Source organism: Blautia sp. 210820-DFI.6.14 (assembly GCF_020558815.1).
Taxonomy (GTDB): domain Bacteria; phylum Bacillota; class Clostridia; order Lachnospirales; family Lachnospiraceae; genus Blautia_A; species Blautia_A obeum.
Genome location: NZ_JAJCKS010000001.1, coordinates 400,824 through 420,729, shown reverse-complemented (window position 1 = coordinate 420,729; position 19,906 = coordinate 400,824). Strand labels below are relative to the sequence as shown.

Annotated in this window: 16 protein-coding genes; 12 read left to right on the top strand and 4 right to left on the bottom strand. The window is 42.3% G+C overall.

Annotated elements, in window-relative coordinates; all coding sequences use genetic code 11:
• The first annotated feature begins 21 nt into the window (after nt 1–21).
• The 11 genes from LI112_RS01845 to LI112_RS01795 all read left to right on the top strand — a co-directional run bounded on the left by LI112_RS01845 (nt 22) and on the right by LI112_RS01795 (nt 14,021).
• Complete coding sequence (locus LI112_RS01845; RefSeq protein ID WP_005428435.1) at nt 22–546, top strand: nitroreductase; 525 nt, start codon at nt 22–24, stop codon at nt 544–546.
• 141 nt (nt 547–687) lie between these two features.
• Nucleotides 688–2,055 carry a radical SAM protein gene (locus LI112_RS01840; RefSeq protein ID WP_227190151.1) on the top strand — a complete coding sequence of 456 codons (1,368 nt, stop codon included), beginning with the start codon at nt 688–690 and terminating at the stop codon, nt 2,053–2,055.
• 407 nt (nt 2,056–2,462) lie between these two features.
• Nucleotides 2,463–3,239 carry a glucose-1-phosphate cytidylyltransferase gene (gene rfbF, locus LI112_RS01835; RefSeq protein WP_005428430.1) on the top strand — a complete coding sequence of 259 codons (777 nt, stop codon included), beginning with the start codon at nt 2,463–2,465 and terminating at the stop codon, nt 3,237–3,239.
• Nucleotides 3,240–3,294: 55 nt separating this feature from the next.
• Nucleotides 3,295–3,474, top strand: coding sequence for a DUF6472 family protein (locus LI112_RS01830; protein WP_055065862.1), 180 nt, complete (start codon nt 3,295–3,297; stop codon nt 3,472–3,474).
• A gap of 192 nt (nt 3,475–3,666) precedes the next feature.
• Entirely contained in the window at nt 3,667–4,491 is an 825-nt protein-coding gene (locus LI112_RS01825) for a DNA-3-methyladenine glycosylase (protein ID WP_044926275.1), read from the top strand.
• Nucleotides 4,488–6,011, top strand: a complete 1,524-nt coding sequence (locus LI112_RS01820) for an inositol monophosphatase family protein (RefSeq protein ID WP_227190150.1) — start codon at nt 4,488–4,490, stop codon at nt 6,009–6,011. Before LI112_RS01825 ends, LI112_RS01820 begins: the two co-directional genes overlap by 4 nt.
• 283 nt (nt 6,012–6,294) lie before the next feature.
• Entirely contained in the window at nt 6,295–9,675 is a 3,381-nt protein-coding gene (locus LI112_RS01815; RefSeq protein WP_005428419.1) for a penicillin-binding Tp47 domain C-containing protein, read from the top strand.
• A gap of 80 nt (nt 9,676–9,755) precedes the next feature.
• A complete protein-coding gene (locus LI112_RS01810) occupies nt 9,756–11,549 on the top strand; it encodes an FMN-binding protein (RefSeq protein WP_227190149.1) in 1,794 nt (597 codons plus the stop codon).
• Nucleotides 11,550–11,611: 62 nt separating this feature from the next.
• On the top strand, nt 11,612–12,199 hold the full coding sequence (locus LI112_RS01805; protein WP_227190148.1) for an FMN-binding protein: 588 nt from the start codon (nt 11,612–11,614) through the stop codon (nt 12,197–12,199).
• On the top strand, nt 12,196–12,984 hold the full coding sequence (locus LI112_RS01800; protein WP_227190147.1) for a 4Fe-4S binding protein: 789 nt from the start codon (nt 12,196–12,198) through the stop codon (nt 12,982–12,984). Before LI112_RS01805 ends, LI112_RS01800 begins: the two co-directional genes overlap by 4 nt.
• Nucleotides 12,981–14,021 (top strand): FAD:protein FMN transferase, encoded by a 1,041-nt coding sequence (locus LI112_RS01795; protein WP_227190146.1) that lies wholly within the window; start codon nt 12,981–12,983, stop codon nt 14,019–14,021. The genes LI112_RS01800 and LI112_RS01795 overlap by 4 nt, the downstream gene beginning before the upstream one ends.
• Before the next feature lie 137 nt (nt 14,022–14,158).
• Here the strand turns inward: LI112_RS01795 and LI112_RS01790 are convergent, their stop codons facing one another.
• Nucleotides 14,159–14,644 (bottom strand): Gx transporter family protein, encoded by a 486-nt coding sequence (locus LI112_RS01790; RefSeq protein ID WP_005428412.1) that lies wholly within the window; start codon nt 14,642–14,644, stop codon nt 14,159–14,161.
• Between the two features lie 46 nt (nt 14,645–14,690).
• Nucleotides 14,691–15,059, bottom strand: coding sequence for a NusG domain II-containing protein (locus LI112_RS01785; RefSeq protein ID WP_227190145.1), 369 nt, complete (start codon nt 15,057–15,059; stop codon nt 14,691–14,693).
• Nucleotides 15,060–15,353: 294 nt separating this feature from the next.
• Here LI112_RS01785 and secA point away from each other — a divergent pair, with 294 nt between their 5' ends.
• Nucleotides 15,354–17,930: a preprotein translocase subunit SecA gene (secA, locus tag LI112_RS01780; protein WP_005428407.1), complete on the top strand. Its 2,577-nt coding sequence runs from the start codon at nt 15,354–15,356 to the stop codon at nt 17,928–17,930.
• Between the two features lie 268 nt (nt 17,931–18,198).
• Here the strand turns inward: secA and LI112_RS01775 are convergent, their stop codons facing one another.
• A complete protein-coding gene (locus tag LI112_RS01775) occupies nt 18,199–18,732 on the bottom strand; it encodes a nitroreductase family protein (protein ID WP_118235551.1) in 534 nt (177 codons plus the stop codon).
• A 158-nt stretch (nt 18,733–18,890) separates the two neighbouring features.
• Nucleotides 18,891–19,808 (bottom strand): calcium/sodium antiporter, encoded by a 918-nt coding sequence (locus LI112_RS01770; RefSeq protein WP_227190144.1) that lies wholly within the window; start codon nt 19,806–19,808, stop codon nt 18,891–18,893.
• Between the last annotated feature and the right edge of the window lie 98 nt (nt 19,809–19,906).

Here is a 19,906-nt window from a genome sequence, read left to right as displayed (position 1 = left end):
GATCACAGGGAGGTATTTATCATGAGTGAAGTACTTGACAAAATCAAAAGCAGAAGAAGTATCCGTAAATACAGGAGTGATATGATTCCACAGGATAAGCTGGAGAAGATCATCGAAGCAGGAACTTATGCGGCAACAGGAATGGGAAAACAGTCTCCGATCATCATTGCTGTAACGAACAAAGAACTTCGTGATAAGCTTTCTGCAATGAATGCAAAGATTATGGGCGTTGATAATATGGATCCATTTTATGGAGCACCGGTTGTTCTGATCGTGCTGGCTGATAAGAGCAGACCAACATGTGTCTATGACGGAAGTCTTGTTATGGGAAATCTGATGCTGGAAGCAGAAGAGCAGGGAATCGGAAGCTGCTGGATCCACAGAGCAAAAGAAGAATTTGAAAGTGAAGAAGGAAAAGAAATCCTGAAATCCCTTGGAATCGAAGGTGATTATGAAGGGATCGGACACTGCATTCTGGGTTATGCGGACGGTCCGGCACCGAAGGCTGCACCAAGAAAAGATTCCTATGTATATCATATAGATTAAACGTAGTAATAATATTGCTTAAATAATGGGTTGGTGGGGAAATTTCCCCACTGACCATTTTTTGTCCATTGAAAATAGAAAGTTTATCTGAATATAATGTAGAAAGATAAAAAAATATTGCCAGAGATGGAGGAAATACCAATGAACAAGATTAAACATGCAGCAGCTAAGAAGGTTTTCGCAGGAGTAATGGATTATGCTGTTGATCAGGTGAATAAGAATCCTGAGACAGCTTATGAGAAAATTGTCGACACTGCTGAGAAGTATTTAAAAGATTTTGGAAAGGGTGTGAACTGGGATTATCTCAGGAAAGTTGCCTGTAATCCGGAATATACACTGAATCGTTATATAACTTCCATGGTACAGGAACTCCATCCTAATGTTCTGAAGACAACTCTGATGAATCTTGGATTTGAAGCTTTCTATAATGGAACAAAAACAATTCATGAGATGCGAGAAATACATAAATGTAATATCCCGTGGATCATTCTGATGGATCCTACCAGTGCATGTAACCTGCATTGTACAGGATGCTGGGCAGCAGAATACGGAAACAAGCTGAACCTGTCCTTTGACGATATGGATTCAATCGTTACACAGGGTAAAGAACTGGGAGTTTATTTCTATATGATGACAGGTGGAGAGCCGATGGTAAGAAAGAAAGACATCATCGAACTCTGCAGAAAACACAATGACTGTGTATTCTTTGCATATACAAATGGAACACTGGTTGATGAAGCACTCTGCAAACAGATGCAGGAAGTTGGAAACCTGTTTCTTGCCTTAAGCGTTGAGGGTGAGCCGAATGTTAACGATATGCGTCGTGGAGAAGGTGTGTACAATAAGGTTATGCATGCCATGGATCTGCTGAAAGAGCATGGACTTGTATTTGGTACATCAATCTGCTATACAAGTGCCAACTATAAGAGCGTTACCAGTGATGAGTTTATTAAGATGCTTGTTGATAAGGGTTGCCGTTATGCTCTGTACTTCCATTACATGCCGGTTGGAAATGCAGCATCTGTTGATCTGCTGCTGAATCCGGAACAGCGTGTTTATGTGAAGAACCGTGTAAGAGAGATCCGTAACATGGAACATGGCCCTGGAATCTTCACTATGGACTTCCAGAATGATGGGGAATTTGTTGGTGGATGTATCGCCGGAGGAAGAAACTACTTCCACATCAATGCAAATGGTGATGCAGAACCTTGTGTATTTATCCATTATTCCAATGGAAACATTCATGAGAATACAATCCTTGAGATTCTGAAACAGCCGTTATTCATGGCTTACCATAACAACCAGCCGTTTAACGATAACATGCTTCGTCCATGCCCGATGCTTGAGAATCCAGAGATCCTGCAGCGTATCGTAAAAGAAAGTGGTGCACATTCAACAGATCTGCAGTCTCAGGAGACAGCAGAACATCTTTGCAGTAAGTGTGTTCATTATGCCGAGGAGTGGGCTCCGGTTGCGGAGAAGCTGTGGGCTGAGGAGCATAAGGAGTAAAAAAATTCATAACATTAAAAACGTCATTCCTGCATCTGTATTTCAGACAATTCAGAAATTCAGAAGTACTAGCAGAATAAAATAATATAAAAAGCACCCCGAAAAATGATGAACTCGCAAAGCTCAGACAGCATCATTTTTCGGGGTAAAATATTATTTTCTTCTTAAGTACTTCTACAAATTTCTTCAGGCGTCTGAATAGCAGATGCAGGAAGGACGTTTTTTTATTCTGAAGTTTTTATATGGGCAGGGAAAGAACCGGGAGACTATTGAGATTAAGAAAGCTAAAGGCACAACGGGATTGGTGATAGAAGCTTAATGGGGAAAGGTTAGGGTTTATTTTTGCAGGGGTTTGTATTAGAATAGGGTTACTAGAGAGATTATAGAGTACGAAGTGGAGAAGATATATGAAGGTTGTTATTTTAGCGGGTGGTTTTGGGACAAGGATCAGTGAGGAGAGTCATCTTAAGCCAAAGCCAATGATCGAGATCGGGGAGAAGCCGATCTTATGGCACATCATGAAGATGTATTCTGCGTATGGTTTTAATGAATTTGTAATCTGCTGTGGATATAAGCAGCATGTGATCAAGGAGTGGTTTGCAGATTACTATCTTCATAACAGCAATATCACATTTGATTTTACACAGGAAAATAAAATGATCGTGCACAATAACGTGCTGGAACCATGGAAGGTAACGCTGGTTGATACAGGTCTGAATACTATGACCGGCGGTCGTATCAAACGCGTAAAAGAGTATCTGGATGGAGATACGTTTATGCTCACTTACGGTGACGGAGTTGCAGATGTAAATATCAGAGAACTTCTGGAATATCACCGCTCCCATGGTAAAATGGCGACGATTACAGCAGCACAGCCGGGAGGACGATTTGGTATCCTGGATATTCAGAATGATGGAACGATCACGAATTTTAAAGAGAAGAAAAAAGAAGACGGAGGCTGGATCAATGCCGGATTTATGGTGCTGGAGCCGTCCATTATTGAGCTGATCGAAGGAGACCAGACTGTATTTGAAAAAGAACCGCTCGTGGAGGCAGCCCGCATGGGACAGCTGAATGCATATCGCCACAAAGGATTCTGGCAGTGTATGGATACTCTGCGTGAAAAGAATCTTCTGGAGACATTGTGGCAGAGTGGACAGGCTCCATGGAAGATTTGGGAATAAACAGAATCGGTCAGAAAACAATCTGGTGTAAAATAAATCTGTTGGAGGAATTGTTTTGAGTGCAACAAGCTGTGATTACTGTGCAAATTATGTATATGATGAAGAAAGTGAAAGCTATTACTGCGATGTGAATCTGGATGAGGATGAATACTACCGCTTTATCAGTACAGAATATAAAGAATGTCCGTATTATCGTAATGGGGATGAGTACATTGTGGTGAGGCATCAATTATAATTTACAGGTAGTATTCCGCGAGGTGTTTTGCCATGAATATGGCAAAATCCCGAGACATACGGGGCAAAATGCCATCACCGAAGGTGATTTGGAATGCATTTTGACCAACGACTGTGAACGAAGTGAACAGTTGTAGTGAGACACCAGATGTAAAAATTACGAAAGTCAGTAATTAAGGGATCGGAGAAAAACATGATTACAGTAGAGCTGGATAATTTCAGCCTGAGAGAAATCTGCCGGTCGGGACAGTGCTTCCGTATGCACGAGACGGCAGAAAATAACACATATGAACTGGTTGCCGGGGATAAATATCTGAAAATATCTCAGGCAGGAAGCATTGTAAATTTTTATTGCAGTGATGTAGAATTTATCTGTTATTGGGTACCGTATTTTGATATTGATTCGGACTATGGACGCTATATTGAAAAGGTGAATCCGAGGGACACGTATCTGAGTGCGGCAGTACAGTGCGGAAATGGGATCCGTATTCTGCGACAGGATCTTTGGGAAATGATCATTACTTTTTTGATCTCGCAGCAGAATAATATTTCCAGAATCCGGAGCTGTATCGAGAGGCTTTGTGTCAGATATGGTGAGAAACTGAAAGCAGGAGATATCGAATATTATTCCTTTCCGACACCGCAGCAGTTGTCCGGGGCGACAGAAGAAGAACTGCGGAGGCTTGGAATGGGATACCGTGCCAGATATATCGTGGAGACAACGCGAAGCATTCTGGAGGGAGAAGTTTCACTGGAAAAACTGTATCAGATGAAGTATTACCGCAGAGCACGAAAAGAACTGATGAAGCTCAGTGGAGTAGGCGAAAAAGTAGCAGACTGCATTTGTCTGTTTGCATTGCATCACATGGATGCATTCCCGATCGATACGCATATCCGGCAGGTTCTTAACGAACATTATCGCAGAGGTTTTCCGAACAGGAGATATCATGGCATGAGAGGCATTATGCAGCAATATATTTTTTATTATGAACTGATCGGAGAGAGAGGGAAGATATGAAGTATTTTGTAAATGTGCTGGTGGATGTTCTTGGAGCAGTCTATCAGGCAGCAGGCGCATCGCTGCTTATCGCGGTTCTGATCATGTGTGTCTATATGCTGGGAAGGAAGCAGGGGGTTGGACCGGTAGCCAGAGCGTGGATCTGGCAGTTTAAAGAAAGCAGCTGGTTTCGCAGACACTTTTTCCTTGTGTTTTATACCTGTATGCTGCTTTTTCGTACGTTATTCTGTCGGAGCGTCTGGGGAAATCCGCTGGAAAACGTGATCGGAATCTGGGGACTGCATTATAACGGACAGCTGTATACGGAGAATTTTGAGAATCTGATACTGTTTATGCCGTTTATTATTTTTCTTTTCTGGGCGAGAGAAGAAAAAGATCACACAAAGGATAAAAGAATTAAGGAAGTATTGTTGAACAGTTTTGAGATCAGTTTCTGCTTTTCACTTGGAATTGAAACCTGCCAGCTTTTTTTGAAAATTGGAACGTTTCAGCTGACAGATCTTTTCTTTAATACGCTTGGCGGAATGCTCGGTGGAGTGATCTACTGGGGATTTGAGAGAACCAGAAAAAGAATTGTTTTCGGCGTGAAGAGAATAGGCGGCTGGGATGTTATCCCGTGGAAAAATGTCGCACAGAAGGAAGCAGATGTGGAAAACACTGCGGAAACTGTTACAGTCGTAGAGGGAAGCCTTCCGGAAGAGGCGATTGCGCCGGAATGTTCGGAACCAAGATATGCTGCAATCGAGAAACTGGTAAGAGAAGCCGGACAGAAAATGTTGAAGGCGAGACCGGGTGAGGAAAATATCCACAAAAAAGAGGGACTTGCAAATTTCTGCACGGATTATGATACAGCGATCCAGAGATTTCTGATCAAAGGTCTGGGTGAGATTCTTCCGGGAGCTGCTTTCTTCGGGGAAGAAGACACGGAAGGAAACGCCGGTGCTGATGCAGAGGGTGAATTTACTTTCTACATAGATCCGATCGATGGAACTACGAACTTTATGTTTGATTATCATCACAGTTGTATATCGGTTGGTCTGGCGCATGGCGAGCAGATGATTGCCGGATTTGTATATCATCCATATGTGGACGATATGTATGTGGCAGTGAGAGGACACGGAAGTTATCTGAATGGAAAAAGACTTCAGATGGCTGACAAACCGGTGGAAGAGGGAATCGTGGAATTTGGCTGTGCGAGATACAATGAAGCAGGAATCGACTGGCTATTCCGCGTGGTAAAAGAAATGTTCCAGAACAGTCTTTCTATTCGCTGCGGTGGTTCTGCGGCACTGGGACTCTGCAGAGGAGCATCCGGAAGTAACACCGTTTATCTGGAACTGAAACTGCAGCCGTATGATTATGCGGCAGCATCGGTGATCCTGGAGGAAGCCGGAGGTAAGATTACACAGATCGATGGCAGCCCGATTACCTTACATGAGGGATGCTCGATCATCGGAGGAACACCTGCAGCATGGCAGGAGAGCAAAGAGGCCTTCGAAAAATTAAAAGAAGAGATGTAGATCAGAACCGACAAGATTCTAAAAATCAGTAAAAAAGCATTGTGTGGTTGAAAAACTGCATAGTGCTTTTTTATTACGAAAAAGTTAAAATAAAATAACAAGTGTATTTCGTGCTATTTTGTTGCTGAAAATGATTTTTAATAAGAACATTAATGAGAAAAAAAGTCAATTTCTGGTTAGAAAATGCTAACATTTTTGTGGACATGAAAAAAGAGTTATGGTATAAAAATAAATGGTTAGAAAACGCTAACGCAATGGTGTATAAATAAAGAGGAGGAAGGAAATGGCAAATCAGAGATTGATGAAAAAAGTTGCACCAGTTGTTTTGAGTGCAGCGGTCGTAATGACAAGTATGCCGGCAACAGCTTTTGCAGCAGATTTTTCTGATACAGAAGTTACTGTAGCAGAGGAAAGTGCTGATATTGAAGAAGCAAGTGCAGAAGCTGCGGACACAGATGTTGTGGAAGATACAGAGGATACAGATGTAGACGTTGAAGAAGCAGCAGAGGACGTGACAGAGGATGAAGAAACATCTGATGAAGAACTCTTCAGCGCAGAGGTCAGTGAAGATGAATTTGCTGATGAGGCTGGAGATGGACAGACAGAAGGCGAAGCATATGTCCTCATGAACATTCCTTATGACGATTTTTATAAGGCAGAATTAAAGAATAATGATGTGAAAGTTGATACATTCACATCTGCAACAAAACAGAAGACAAGATCCAGTCTTGCAAAAGGCTCTTATCACGTAAATTCAGATGGAAGCGATATCACTGGTGTGACTTTTCCTGTGAAAGTATCTGATATTTCAGTATTGAAGGACAAAAAACAGATTAAAGATAACGCTTCAGTGAGTATCACAACAGCTATAAAGGGAAAAGAAACTACTACAGAATACAAAGGAAAAGATGCTCTTTTTGAAAGCGACTCATATTCCTATTATGTTCTTTCTGAGGAACCATCCTACTACAAAGAACTGACAGTCGGTGAAGATGGAAGTTTTACATTCAGTGCCATTAAAGGTAAATCAGCAGCACCGGAGACAAAACAGGTGCAGGCTGAATTCAAAACAAAATCCAACTATGGTGACTACCAGCTGAAGTTTGATAAGACTGAATTCAAAAGCATTATCAATATAGATACTGACACAGTGTATGGTGCAGTTATTAATACAACAGACGGAACAACCTATGGTCTCTGCCATCAGGAAAATATCTGGAAAGGATATGAGTTGGCATGGAGTACAGGATATACAACAGAAAGTCATGGATGCCATCTCAACTCTGAACATTTTGAGTCTATGATGGGAAAGACAATTGACAGCGTAACATATTATGCAAGTAATGGCATTTATACATTAGATATTGCAGATGTAAAGGTTCTGGCCAAAACTGGTGTGACAGCGACTGTTACAGATATCCATACAACTGATACAGAAGCAGCGGTTACTCTGGACGGAACTCTTCCAGAAGGATTTTTAGCAGAATATACTGTTGACGAAACAGAAGTTGCTTATGCAGATGGTAAGATTACAACAGGAGCACTGGCGGCAGGTTCCCATACATTGACGATCAGTGATGCTAATGATGTATATGCTCCGATTCAGGCTTCCTTCTATGCAAAAGAGGCAAATGTACCGGCTGTATATGATGCGACAGAACATAAAATCGCAGCAGCTGACGGAATTACTGAAGACCAGTTAAAAGCATATATTAAAACAATTACTTCTGTAACAGTGGGAGATAAGACTTATGCAGCTTCAGGAAAAGGTGCAACAGTGATTGTCAAGAAAGACGGAACACTGGATACCTCTAAACTGGAATTGGCAGAAGGTACAAAATTTGTAGTAACATCCAGTTCATATGATAATCTCGAATTCTCTTACAGCCTTTACAGCTATGTGTACGCAGGACTCACCTGGGGTGAATACTGGAGTCAGGAGAGTGTGACCGCAGCGGGAAACGTAAGCGGATCTGATGAAAAAGACTCTCATAATGAATCTGATACAGGCGCATTTGATGCAGTAACAAGAGCTACAACAAATCATGGCCTTCACAGAGGAAGCTATCAGTGCATGGCAACAATTTATACAACAGAAGGCAATGCATATCAGTTATCTTACTGGAAGAGCAGTACAGAACCGGTTCTTGCAGATGGAACAGTTGCAATCTGGACTCCGGCAGATAGAAAGACTGGTACTCCGGCATCTATTCAGGTAAATGGCGGAGCGAAAGAAAGCCTTGATCATTATGCAGTAACAGGTATTAAATATGTCCCTGTACAGGTAAAAGCTGAAGATTATGCAGATTTTGCAGCAAAATATCCGGTAGTAAAAAATGGTGAAATACTTGTTGGTGGTTTCTCTGAAAACAATCTGAAAGCATACAGCGAGACTGCAAATGTAACAGTAAACACAAATGGACTGAAAACAGTAACTAAGAATGAAGATGGAAGCTTCTCTTTCAGTGCAAGAAAAACAGGAACAGAATCCGGTATTCAGGGAACTGATCTCAAAGTTGCAACTGGAATTAAGCCAGAGGTTAAAACAGCAAGTGGATCTTATGGAGAATTCCTTCGTGTGGATCTGAATGGTAATTATGGTGGTCTTGGTGCTGCAATGCAGGCAGTTAAATGGGATTACTATGGAAATGGTAATACAGTACTTGCAACATATGGTACGAAATTTGCTGCTGATAACTGGATGCATAAAATGATGGGAATTCAGCTTGGTCTGACACATTCTGTAAGATGCCAGCTTCCGGCAGGAACAGATGGAACAGGTCACTGGAAATTGACCGTTTATGCACTGGGATATCAGGACTATACATTTGAGTTTGATGCAACAGCTACCAATATTGTGACTCCAACAGATCCGTCCACAATTGATACAACAGCACTGAAAGCAGCACTTGAAAAAGTAAAAGCTCTCAATAAGGATGATTATACAGAGGAATCCTGGAAGAAAGTAGAAGATGAAGCTACTGAAACACAGGAAATGCTGAAAGAAATTGAGGCAGCAATTAAGGATAAGACAACAGTTGCATTCAGCCAGGCTGCAGTAGATGAGCAGGTTAATGAGCATCTGACAGCAGCAATCAATGGACTTGTGAAGAAAGAAAAACCTGTAGAGCCGGTAGTGACACCAGATGTTAAACCAACAGTAACACCAGGTAAAAATGAAACTAAGCCAACAGCAACTCCGACGCCAGTAGTTAAGCCTGGTATCACTGCAAAAGTCTCACAGGTTTATGTCGGAAAGAAAGCTACAATCAAAGTTACCAAAACTAAGGTAACAGGAAAAGTTACTTTCAAATCCAGCAATAAGAAAGTTGCAACAATCAACAGTAAGGGTGTTATCACAGGTAAGAAAGCTGGAAAAGCTGTTATTACTGTAAAAGTTGGTAAATACACCAAGAAATTAACTGTTAAAGTTAAGAAACCTTCCTTCAAGCTTGTAAAATCTTCTGTAAAGCTGAAAAAAGGTAAGAAAACAACGATTAGAGTAAAAGCAGCACCGGTATCTAAAGTTACATACAAGACCAGCAACAAGAAAGTTGCAACAGTTAACAGCAAAGGTGTTGTAACAGCTAAGAAGAAAGGAACAGCAAAGATTACTGTTAAATGCAATGGAATTACAAGGACATTCAAAGTAACAGTAAAATAATTCCTTTATAAAATACACATACAAAAGAACGGGGGCCGTTTATAACTGCCCCTTCTTTTGTATGTTAAGGGGTAGATTATATGTACAAAAAGAATCTTATGAAACTTCTTCCGGCAGTTGCTGTAATTATTGCGATCGCAGCAGCTGGATTTCAGCAGGACAGTGAAGTGAAAAGTACAAAAACAGTTCAGGCAGCTGAGAATGAACTGATAAAATCAGATGAACTTACGAGTCTGCTGACAACTGCATATTTTAATGACGGAGGAATGAAGGATACGGATGAGGCAGACAGCAGCATTCTGAAAACAAAGAAAAGTAAATCCAAAATAAAAAAAGCGGGAATTACGACAGGAAAAACAAAAGCACTTCCGGAAAAGTCAGCAGCAGCTTCTGGGCAGGGGCAGGGAACGACCACGACACCTACAACTTCTGTTCCAAAGGGCGGATATAAAGATGGGATTTATCAGGGAAGTGGAACTGGATTTGGTGGAACGATCACTGTTCAGGTAACGATTTCCGGAGGAAAGATTGCTTCTATAGAAATACTGAGTGCTGCTGGTGAAACAGGCTCTTATTTTGCATCAGCCAAAGGCGTGATCAGCAAGATGATCTCCGGTCAGACTCCAAATGTCGATGCAGTAAGCGGCGCAACCTATTCCTCAAATGGAATCATCCAGGCAGTTCAGAATGCACTGTCAAAGGCCGGAAAAGGAAAAGCTGCAAAGACAACGAAAAAGACGACCAAGAAGAATACCAATACTTCAAATAAAACAACAACGCCGGTTGAAATTACAAAACCGTCCGGAGAGGTAACTTATAAAGATGGAATGTATACTGCAGAAGCAGAAGGATTTGACGGTCCAGTAAAAGTCACTGTTACGATTAAAGACGGAAAGATAACCGCAATCACAAATACGAACACTGATACAAAAGAATATTTTAATAAAGCATGGAATAGTATTCAGCCAAAGATTCTCGAAAAACAGGCAGTGTATGGTGTGGACACCGTAAGCGGAGCAACGTTTTCTTCAAATGGTATTCTTAAGGCGGTACAGAAAGCCCTGGAACAGGCTGCGGTAAATGTGACACCGGCACCAGAAGTGACGGTAACTCCAACTCCGGCACCGACAACCGCTCCAGCACCGGTTATACCGGATACCCCGAAGGTTTTATATAATGACGGCACATATACGGGTATCGGAATTGGATATGGTGGAAAGATAAATATCTGTGTAACAATTAAAGATGGAATGATTACGGAAGTATCTCAGACCAATGAAGGAGAAACACCAAGATATTTCAGAAATGCATGGAATGTAATACAGCCGGCAATTCTTGCAAAACAGAGTACGGATGGTATTGACACTGTATCTGGAGCGACATATTCTTCCGAGGGAATTCTGTATGGAGCAAAATCGGCTTTAGAGCAGGCTTTAAAAACATCAGATACGACACCGACACCAACTGCAACTCCGAATCCGACAGAAACACCGGAACCAACATCAACACCAGAACCAACAGCAACACCGATACCAACAGAAACACCGGAACCAACAGCAACACCGGAACCAACAGCAGTACCAGAGCCAACAACAGCACCCGGAGCCGGGTATAAAGATGGAAGTTATACGGGAACAGGAGAAGGATTCAATGGTCAGGTAACTGTTACGATTAATGTGTCAGGGGGAAATATTGTGTCAGCCGGATATGATGGAGAAGATGATGAACCTGAATTTTCAAATGCATGGAATGGCATTTATAATCAGATCATGGGAAAACAGTCTGCCGATGGAATAGATACAGTGACAGATGCTACATATTCTTCAAATGGACTGATTCAGGCATTTCAGAGTGCTATCAGCCAGGCAAAATAATAAATGTTCGATAGTGAAAAAGAAAACTTGAAAATATAAGGAGTCTGAAAGGAAAACTTTAGATGAAATACCAGAATTTTATTATGAGAATTTTGTGTCTTCTGTTGATTCTTGCCGCTGTAGTAGGATATAATTCTATGCAGAAAAAAGATACGCAGGCACAGGAATCACAAGAGATCGCTGCGCTCACAAAACGCGTGGAGAAACTGGAGAAACAGAATACGGAGATGTTCTCTGCACTGGAGGAGGCTGTGAGGAATCAGGAAGCAGCAATCGCACAGGCAAAGAGGGATGCAAAAGACAAAGATGATGCTGCAAAAGAGGATGCGGAGGAAGCTGACTCTGCAGATACAGAAGAGTCTGATGATTCGGAAAATGTATACAAAGATGGTACGTATACTGGTTCTGCACAGGGATTTGGAGGTGCGATCACCGTACAGGTCACACTTGCAAATGATGAGATCACAGATATTCAGGTGACAAGTGCACCGGGTGAGGATTCCGCTTATCTTTCACAGGGAGAAGGCGTGATCAGTTCCATTATTTCCGCGCAGAGTACGGATGTGGATACGGTATCAGGTGCAACATTCAGCTCTACAGGTATTATCAATGCAGTTGTAGATGCTCTTGGAAAGGCGGAAAACGGATGAAAAAGAGGCAGAGAAAGGTCCGTTTGATCCGGGCTGCCATACAGCTTGTATTTTTTATCTTTTATCCGGCACTTTTTTCAACGGCATTTGCAGGAGTAAAATCTGTTTTTCAGGCAATTGCAGCACACCAGCAGATTGCCTGGAACTCATTTCTTGATGTGACAGGATTACTTCTTCTGGTTACGATTTTGTTTGGCAGACATTTCTGCGGATATGCATGTGCATTCGGTTCGCTGGGAGATGCCATGTATGAACTGACTGTTTTTATCAGACAGAAAGTATTTCATAAAAAGGGAAGACATGGATATCCGGAAAAAGCAGTCAGAATCCTTCAGAAGGTGAAGTATATACTTCTGGCATTTCTTCTGCTTTCCATCCTGACCGGATGGTATGCATCCCTTCAGGGGATGAGCCCGTGGGATGTCTTTTCCATGCTGACAGCAAGAAAACTTCCAAATGCTTCTTATAAGATTGGAATTATCCTGCTGGTGCTGATCCTGATCGGAATGTGTACACAGGAAAGATTTTTCTGTCAGTTCCTTTGTCCAATGGGAGCAGTTTTTGCAATGATGCCGATCCTTCCGTCTGCACTGTTTAACAGAAACAGGGATAAATGCCCTTCAAAATGCGGACTGTGCAGGAAGAGATGCCCTGCACATCTGGAGATTGACGAAGATACACCGCTTTCAGGGGAATGTATCTGCTGTCATGCCTGCCAGGTGACCTGCCCACGTAAAAATATTCAGATTGGCCCGGTAAAAGAGCGGGAAATGGTGAAAGAATGAAGATAAAAAAGAAGTCAGCTGTCATGCTGTGCGGAGTTTTCTGCACGGCATTGACAGCAGTTCCGGTACTGGCGGATACAGAGATACAGAAATATACAAATACGGATTTTGCAATGGATACAGTTGTGTCTGAAACATTGTATACAACAGGAGATGACCTGAATACTGCAATTGGTCAGAAGATACGGGATATTGAAACAGAGTATCTTTCCTGGACGGATGAGGATTCTCAGATCGCGAAACTGAATGCAGCATCGGGAGAAACAACGGAAGTTTCAGATGAGCTTGCCGGCTATTTGGAAAAAATATTTCAGCTTGCGAAGGATTCGAAGGGAGCCTTTGATCCAACGATTGGAAAGATCATTCGTCTCTGGGATATAACAGGAGAAAATCCTCATGTCCCGGAGCAGTCAGAGCTGGATGAACTTCTGAAAGATGTGGGATACCAGAAAGTATCTCTGGATGGCGATAAGGTAACGCTGGAAAAAGGAGCTACTCTGGATCTGGGAGCAACCGGAAAAGGAATTGGCTGTGATGTAGTTTCTGATTTTCTGAAGACACAGGAAGATGTGTCAGGAATGATCCTGAACCTTGGCGGCAGCAGTGTTATGGCTTACGGTGAGAAACCGGATGGTTCTGACTGGAAAGTTGCCGTGACTGATCCGCGTGATGTCGAAGGCGATTACCTTGGTGCGATCACACTGGAGGGTGGAGAATTCCTTTCGACTTCCGGTGACTATGAAAAATACTTTATGGAAGATGGTAAGAGATATCATCATATCCTTGATCCGAAGACAGGATATCCGGTGTGGAATGGTCTGGACTCTGTGACGGTTGTCTGTGACAGCGGACTTCTGGCAGATGGACTTTCTACAGCATGTTTTGTACTTGGAATGGATGATGCATTAGAATTGCTTGAGAAATATAATGCGGAGGCAGTCTTTGTAGATGAGGATAAGAACGTGTATCTGACGTCCGGGATGAAAGACCGTTTTGAATTGATGAAGAATACCTATACAGTGAAAGAGGCAGAATAAAAAAACAACGAAATTGTCTTCGGACGATTTCGTTGTTTTTACGTTACAGTAAATGACTTATATCAGATGTGAGATGACTCTCACCTCTGCAGGTGGTGAGCAACAAAATTATATCAGTGGCGGGCATTTTTGAAAAATTAAAAGTGGATACGTTTCAAAACTTCATTAGTCAGTGTTCCAATCAGTAATCCGGTAATGACTCCGGAGATCAGAAGTGCCGGTGCATAGTAGATCAGACCGGACGTCATGGTGATCAGACAGGCAATCAAAAGCTGACCAATATTATGGGAGACACCGCCGGCAACACTGATACCGAGGATGCTGAAGTCGGATTTTTTTTTCATAACCGTCATGACAGTGAGGCTTAAAGCTGCACCGGCCAGACTGTACAGAATACTGAAAAGATTTCCGAACATGAATCCGATGATAAAGATACGGATGACAGAAACAAGGGCGGCTTCTTTCCAGGTATATTTTTCAAGGATAAACAGGACTGCAAGATTGGCCAGCCCGAGTTTCATCCCCGGAATTCCGGCAAAAAAGGGAATCAGTGATTCCACATAGCCAAAGATGATTGCTACTGCGGCAAAAAGCCCGAGATTGGCAAGTTTTTTCTGATTCATGGCAGGTTCCTTTCAGGGAGAATTCTCCCGGAATGATGATAAAGTTTCAGACAGCAGTATCGAATTCAGGGGAATCTTCATTGTGGGATTCTCCTTTTTCGCCTTCAATCACAACTTTATTCGGCAGACAGACAATCGTTCCACCGGTACTGTCAACTGCTTTCTGCTTCATACAGAGGTGGTCCGGGCAGTCGGCTTCGGTCATTTTGACCTCGCCGTTTTTTATTTCGCATACATTGGTGCCGTTTATTTTGATCACCTGATCTTTCCCAAGGGAATAGGTGCCGTATTCCTCGCCGTTTACGGTAATTCGAATACTTCCGTAATTCCCGCGGCGGGTGAGATACATGCCACCCCAGAGGAGCAGGGCAAACACCACGATGCCAATAATAAAAGTCAGTTCTTTTTTCTTCAATTTCAATACCTCAGTCAAAAAAGTATGTTCATAAGATGCGTAGAAGGTTGAGTTTATGGTTTCTTTTGAACTTACAGATACGCAGATTATCATAGCATATCGAAGATTGATTGACAAGCACAAGTTAGAAATAACAAACAAATGCACGGGGATTCGTCATGGACATACTTTATTTAAGAAATATTCATTGTTTTCCCCGGTGGAAAGTGGTAAAATAGTAGGGATTTCTTAAATAGGACAAATACGATAATTTTGTATATAAGCGATCAATAAATACAGAAACAGGAGCAGGCTATGAATTTATTCCAAAAAGTATTCGGGACAAGAAGTGAGCATGAAGTAAAACGTATTATGCCGCTTGTGGAGAAAACAGAATCACTCCGCCCGGAAATGCAGAAATTAACAGATGAACAGTTAAGAGACAAGACCAGAGAATTCAAGAAGCGTCTGAGTGAAGGTGAGACACTGGATGACCTTCTTCCGGAGGCTTTTGCGGTTGTACGTGAAGGTGCCAAACGAGTTCTTGGTATGGAACATTACCGTGTACAGATCATCGGTGGTATCATTCTTCATCAGGGTCGTATCGCAGAGATGAAGACCGGTGAAGGTAAAACCCTTGTTTCTACACTTCCGGCATATCTGAATGCACTGGAGGGTAAAGGCGTTCATATCGTAACAGTCAACGACTACCTGGCAAAACGAGATGCTGAGTGGATGGGTAAGGTTCATGAGTTCCTTGGACTGACAGTAGGTGTTGTCCTGAATGATATGAAACCAGAAGAGCGTCGTGCAGCATACGGATGCGATATCACATATGTAACAAACAACGAACTGGGATTTGATTATCTTCGTGACAATATGGTCATCTATAAAGAACAGCTGGTACAAAGAGATCTGCACTACTGTATCATCGATGAGATCGACTCCGTCCTGATTGACGAGGCACGTACACCTCTTATCATTTCCGGACAGAGCGGTAAGTCCACCAAGCTTTATGAAGTATGCGATATCCTTGCACAGCAGCTGGAACGTGGTGAAGCCAGTCATGAGATGACAAAGATGGCAGCCATCATGGGTGAAGAGGTTGTTGAGACCGGTGACTTCGTAGTAAATGAAAAAGATAAGATAGTCAATCTTACTGAACAGGGTGTGAAGAAGGTTGAGAAATTCTTCAATATTGAAAACCTGGCAGATCCGGAGAACCTGGAAATCCAGCATAACATCACACTGGCACTTCGTGCACATAATCTGATGCACAAAGACCAGGATTATGTTGTAAAAGATGACGAGATTCTGATCGTCGATGAATTTACCGGACGTATCATGCCGGGACGTCGTTATTCTGACGGACTTCATCAGGCAATCGAAGCAAAAGAACATGTTAAGGTCAAAAGAGAGAGTAAAACGCTTGCGACGATCACATTCCAGAACTTCTTTAATAAATATGACAAGAAGGGCGGTATGACCGGTACAGCACTTACAGAAGAAAAAGAATTCCGTGATATCTACGGAATGGACGTTGTAGAGATCCCTACCAACAGACCAGTACAGCGTATAGACCTCGAAGATGCTGTATATATGACAAAAAAAGAAAAATTCAATGCAGTTGTTGAGGCTGTTAAAGAAGCTCATGCGAAACAGCAGCCGGTTCTGGTTGGTACGATTACCATTGAAACATCCGAACTTCTTAGCAAGATGCTCCGTCGTGAAGGTATTGCGCATAACGTACTGAATGCGAAGTTCCATGAACTGGAGGCTGAGATCGTTGCACAGGCCGGACAGGCAGGAGCTGTTACAATTGCTACCAACATGGCAGGTCGTGGTACGGATATCAAGCTTGACGATGTGGCAAGAGAAGCCGGTGGTCTGAAGATCATTGGTACAGAACGTCATGAGTCCAGACGTATTGATAACCAGCTGCGTGGACGTTCCGGACGTCAGGGAGATCCGGGTGAATCCCGTTTCTATATCTCTCTGGAAGATGATCTGATGCGTCTGTTTGGTTCTGAGAGACTGATGAAGATCTTTACTTCACTTGGTGTTGCTGAGAACGAGCAGATCGAACATAAAATGCTTTCCAATGCAATTCAGAAAGCACAGGAGAAAATCGAGTTCAATAACTTCGGTATCCGTAAAAATCTTCTGGATTATGACCAGGTTAACAATGAACAGCGTGAGATTATATACAAAGAGCGTCGTCAGGTTCTGGATGGTGAGAACATGCGAGATACGATCTACAAGATGATCACAGATATTGTAGACAGTACAGTGGACATGTGTTTCTCTGATGATGTAGATGCGGTTGACTGGGATCTGAATGAGTTTAATACAACACTCCTTCCGATTATTCCGATCGAGCCGCTTACTACAGAGAAAGTAAAAGGCAAGAGAAAAGATGAGATCAAACATCTGATCAAAGAGGAAGCCGTGAAGCTTTACGAAACGAAGGAATCTGAGTTCCCTGAAGCAGAGCAGCTGCGTGAACTTGAACGAGTAGTTCTTCTGAAATCCATCGACAGCAAGTGGATGGATCATATCGATGATATGGAGATCCTTCGTCAGGGTATTGGACTTGTAGGATATGGACAGAGAGACCCGGTAGTAGAATACAAGATGAGTGCTTTTGAGATGTTCAACAATATGATCAGTTCTATTCAGGAAGATACGGTACGTATGCTGTATCATGTCCATGTTGAACAGAAGATTGAACGTGAGCAGGTAGCGAAAGTTACCGGAACAAACAAAGATGACACATCTGTTAAGAAACCGGTTCAGAGAAAAGAGGACAAGGTTTATCCGAACGATCCGTGTCCGTGCGGAAGCGGCAAGAAGTACAAACAGTGCTGTGGACGTAAATTGATGAAAGCATAATATATTAATATATAACAGAGCACCGATTCATATATTGATTCACAGGTAACCGGATAACGATCTGGCGAACTAACTGCTAACTATGACTAGACATTCTCTCAGGAAGACCTTCGAGAATGAGTCATCGTAAGCAGTGGATTTTGCCAGAATCTAAAATCATCCGGAAATAACCTGTTCATTCAATATATGAAGCGGTGCTCTTGTTTATATACAAAAACTCCCTACATGATCCAGTTATCATACGGGGAGTTGATTTCACGCTATTCATCTAGAAGAATTTCGCGATTTCTTCGATTGGTTTACGGTGTGGGCGGATTGGTTCTTCGGCTGCTTTGCCGACTGCGATAACGGATACAATAGTCTCTGTTTCTGGGATGTGCAGAATCTCACGGAGTCTGTCTGCTTCACGGAGTCCCATGATCAGAGTGGACAGACCGAGATCTGTGGCTTTCAGAATGAGATTTTCGTTCTGCAGACCAAGATCGTAGCATCCCCATCCGTTGCCGAGTTCGTTATCAGCACTGCCGTCTTTCTGAAAACCGGCACGGTCATGAACGAAGGTTGTGATGATCAGTGCGGCATGTTCTGATTTACCGGCATTTCCGGCGTCCGGCAGGCATTCCATGCGGATTTTATCTACCATCTCTTCTGACAGGACACAGTAATAACGGCCGGTCTGGGAGTTTTTCCAGGATGGAGCTTCCTGTGCGGCACGAAGCAGTTCTTCCATCTGTTCTCTGGTGACACCGGCACTGTATTTGCGGACAGTTCTTCTTGTTTCTAATACTTTCTGAAATTCCATGACATTCAAGCCTCCTTAATATGTAAATGAAATGGCATACAGGAAATTCTGTATGCCATTATTATGCCATTTTACGTCAGAAAATGCAATTCTGCAGAACTGTTCATATACAAATATCCGGCACGATAAGGGATTTTTGTTCAAAATTTCAAGATGTATCATCTGATAAACAGATATGCTGTATATCCGATATAACTCAGTACACAGATAGCTCCTTCTGTACGATTCATAGACTTCCTGGTATATGCAAAAACAAACAGCAGGATTCCGCTTACCAGCAGAATTGCACAGTCAATAACAGATTCAGATAGGATATGAAGCGGTGAGATCGTAGCTGACATACCCAGGATAAAAAGAATATTGAAAATATTCGATCCGATTGCATTTCCAAGAGCCAGACCGCTGTCTCCTTTTCGTGTAGCTACGATTGAAGTCACAAGCTCTGGCAGGGAGGTACCGATCGCAACAATGGTGAGACCGATAAAGTTCTGGCTCACACCAAATGATACTGCAATCTGGCTTGCATTGTTTACTACAAGATTACCACCGAAGATAACGGCAACAAGCCCACCGGCGATAAAGATAAGAGATTTATACAAAGGCATGCTCTTTTCATCCGGACAGCTACTTCTTGTTTTTAAAGCAGAGAGAATCATATTTACAATGTAGAAAATCATTCCGGAAAGAAGCAGGATCCCTTCTAGTCTGCTGAGTCTGCCGTCTGCGATCATAATACAGAGAATCGCAGTGATCAGAATATTAACCGGCATATCTCGTTTCAGAATATCGCGGTTTGTTTTGAAACCAGCCATAAAAGCGCAGATACCTACAACAATAAGTCCATTAAAAATATTGGAACCGATAATATTGCTGACAGCAATATCATTGTTGCCGGCAAGTGCTGCATTGATGCTGACAGAAGCTTCCGGGGCACTGGTTCCCATTGCAACGATCGTAAGACCTATGATGACACTGGGAATCTTGAGAAACCTGGCGAGTGAAGAACTTCCCTCCACAAAAAAATCAGCACCTTTGATCAATAACACAAATCCAATGAGTAGTAACAGATATTCCATATAAGCTCCTTTCCTGTGATAAAAGCATGGAATAAAAAAAGAGACCTTTATCACATCAAAAAAATTGATTGATAAAAGTCTCGTTGATTACAACAATA

Coding starts and splice junctions, on each gene's coding strand:
- LI112_RS01845 (WP_005428435.1), top strand. CDS start 22: ATGAGTGAAGTACTTGACAAAATCAAAAGCAGAAGAAGTATCCGTAAA.
- LI112_RS01840 (WP_227190151.1), top strand. CDS start 688: ATGAACAAGATTAAACATGCAGCAGCTAAGAAGGTTTTCGCAGGAGTA.
- rfbF (WP_005428430.1), top strand. CDS start 2,463: ATGAAGGTTGTTATTTTAGCGGGTGGTTTTGGGACAAGGATCAGTGAG.
- LI112_RS01825 (WP_044926275.1), top strand. CDS start 3,667: ATGATTACAGTAGAGCTGGATAATTTCAGCCTGAGAGAAATCTGCCGG.
- LI112_RS01820 (WP_227190150.1), top strand. CDS start 4,488: ATGAAGTATTTTGTAAATGTGCTGGTGGATGTTCTTGGAGCAGTCTAT.
- LI112_RS01815 (WP_005428419.1), top strand. CDS start 6,295: ATGGCAAATCAGAGATTGATGAAAAAAGTTGCACCAGTTGTTTTGAGT.
- LI112_RS01810 (WP_227190149.1), top strand. CDS start 9,756: ATGTACAAAAAGAATCTTATGAAACTTCTTCCGGCAGTTGCTGTAATT.
- LI112_RS01805 (WP_227190148.1), top strand. CDS start 11,612: ATGAAATACCAGAATTTTATTATGAGAATTTTGTGTCTTCTGTTGATT.
- LI112_RS01800 (WP_227190147.1), top strand. CDS start 12,196: ATGAAAAAGAGGCAGAGAAAGGTCCGTTTGATCCGGGCTGCCATACAG.
- LI112_RS01795 (WP_227190146.1), top strand. CDS start 12,981: ATGAAGATAAAAAAGAAGTCAGCTGTCATGCTGTGCGGAGTTTTCTGC.
- LI112_RS01790 (WP_005428412.1), bottom strand. CDS start 14,644: ATGAATCAGAAAAAACTTGCCAATCTCGGGCTTTTTGCCGCAGTAGCA.
- secA (WP_005428407.1), top strand. CDS start 15,354: ATGAATTTATTCCAAAAAGTATTCGGGACAAGAAGTGAGCATGAAGTA.
- LI112_RS01775 (WP_118235551.1), bottom strand. CDS start 18,732: ATGGAATTTCAGAAAGTATTAGAAACAAGAAGAACTGTCCGCAAATAC.
- LI112_RS01770 (WP_227190144.1), bottom strand. CDS start 19,808: ATGGAATATCTGTTACTACTCATTGGATTTGTGTTATTGATCAAAGGT.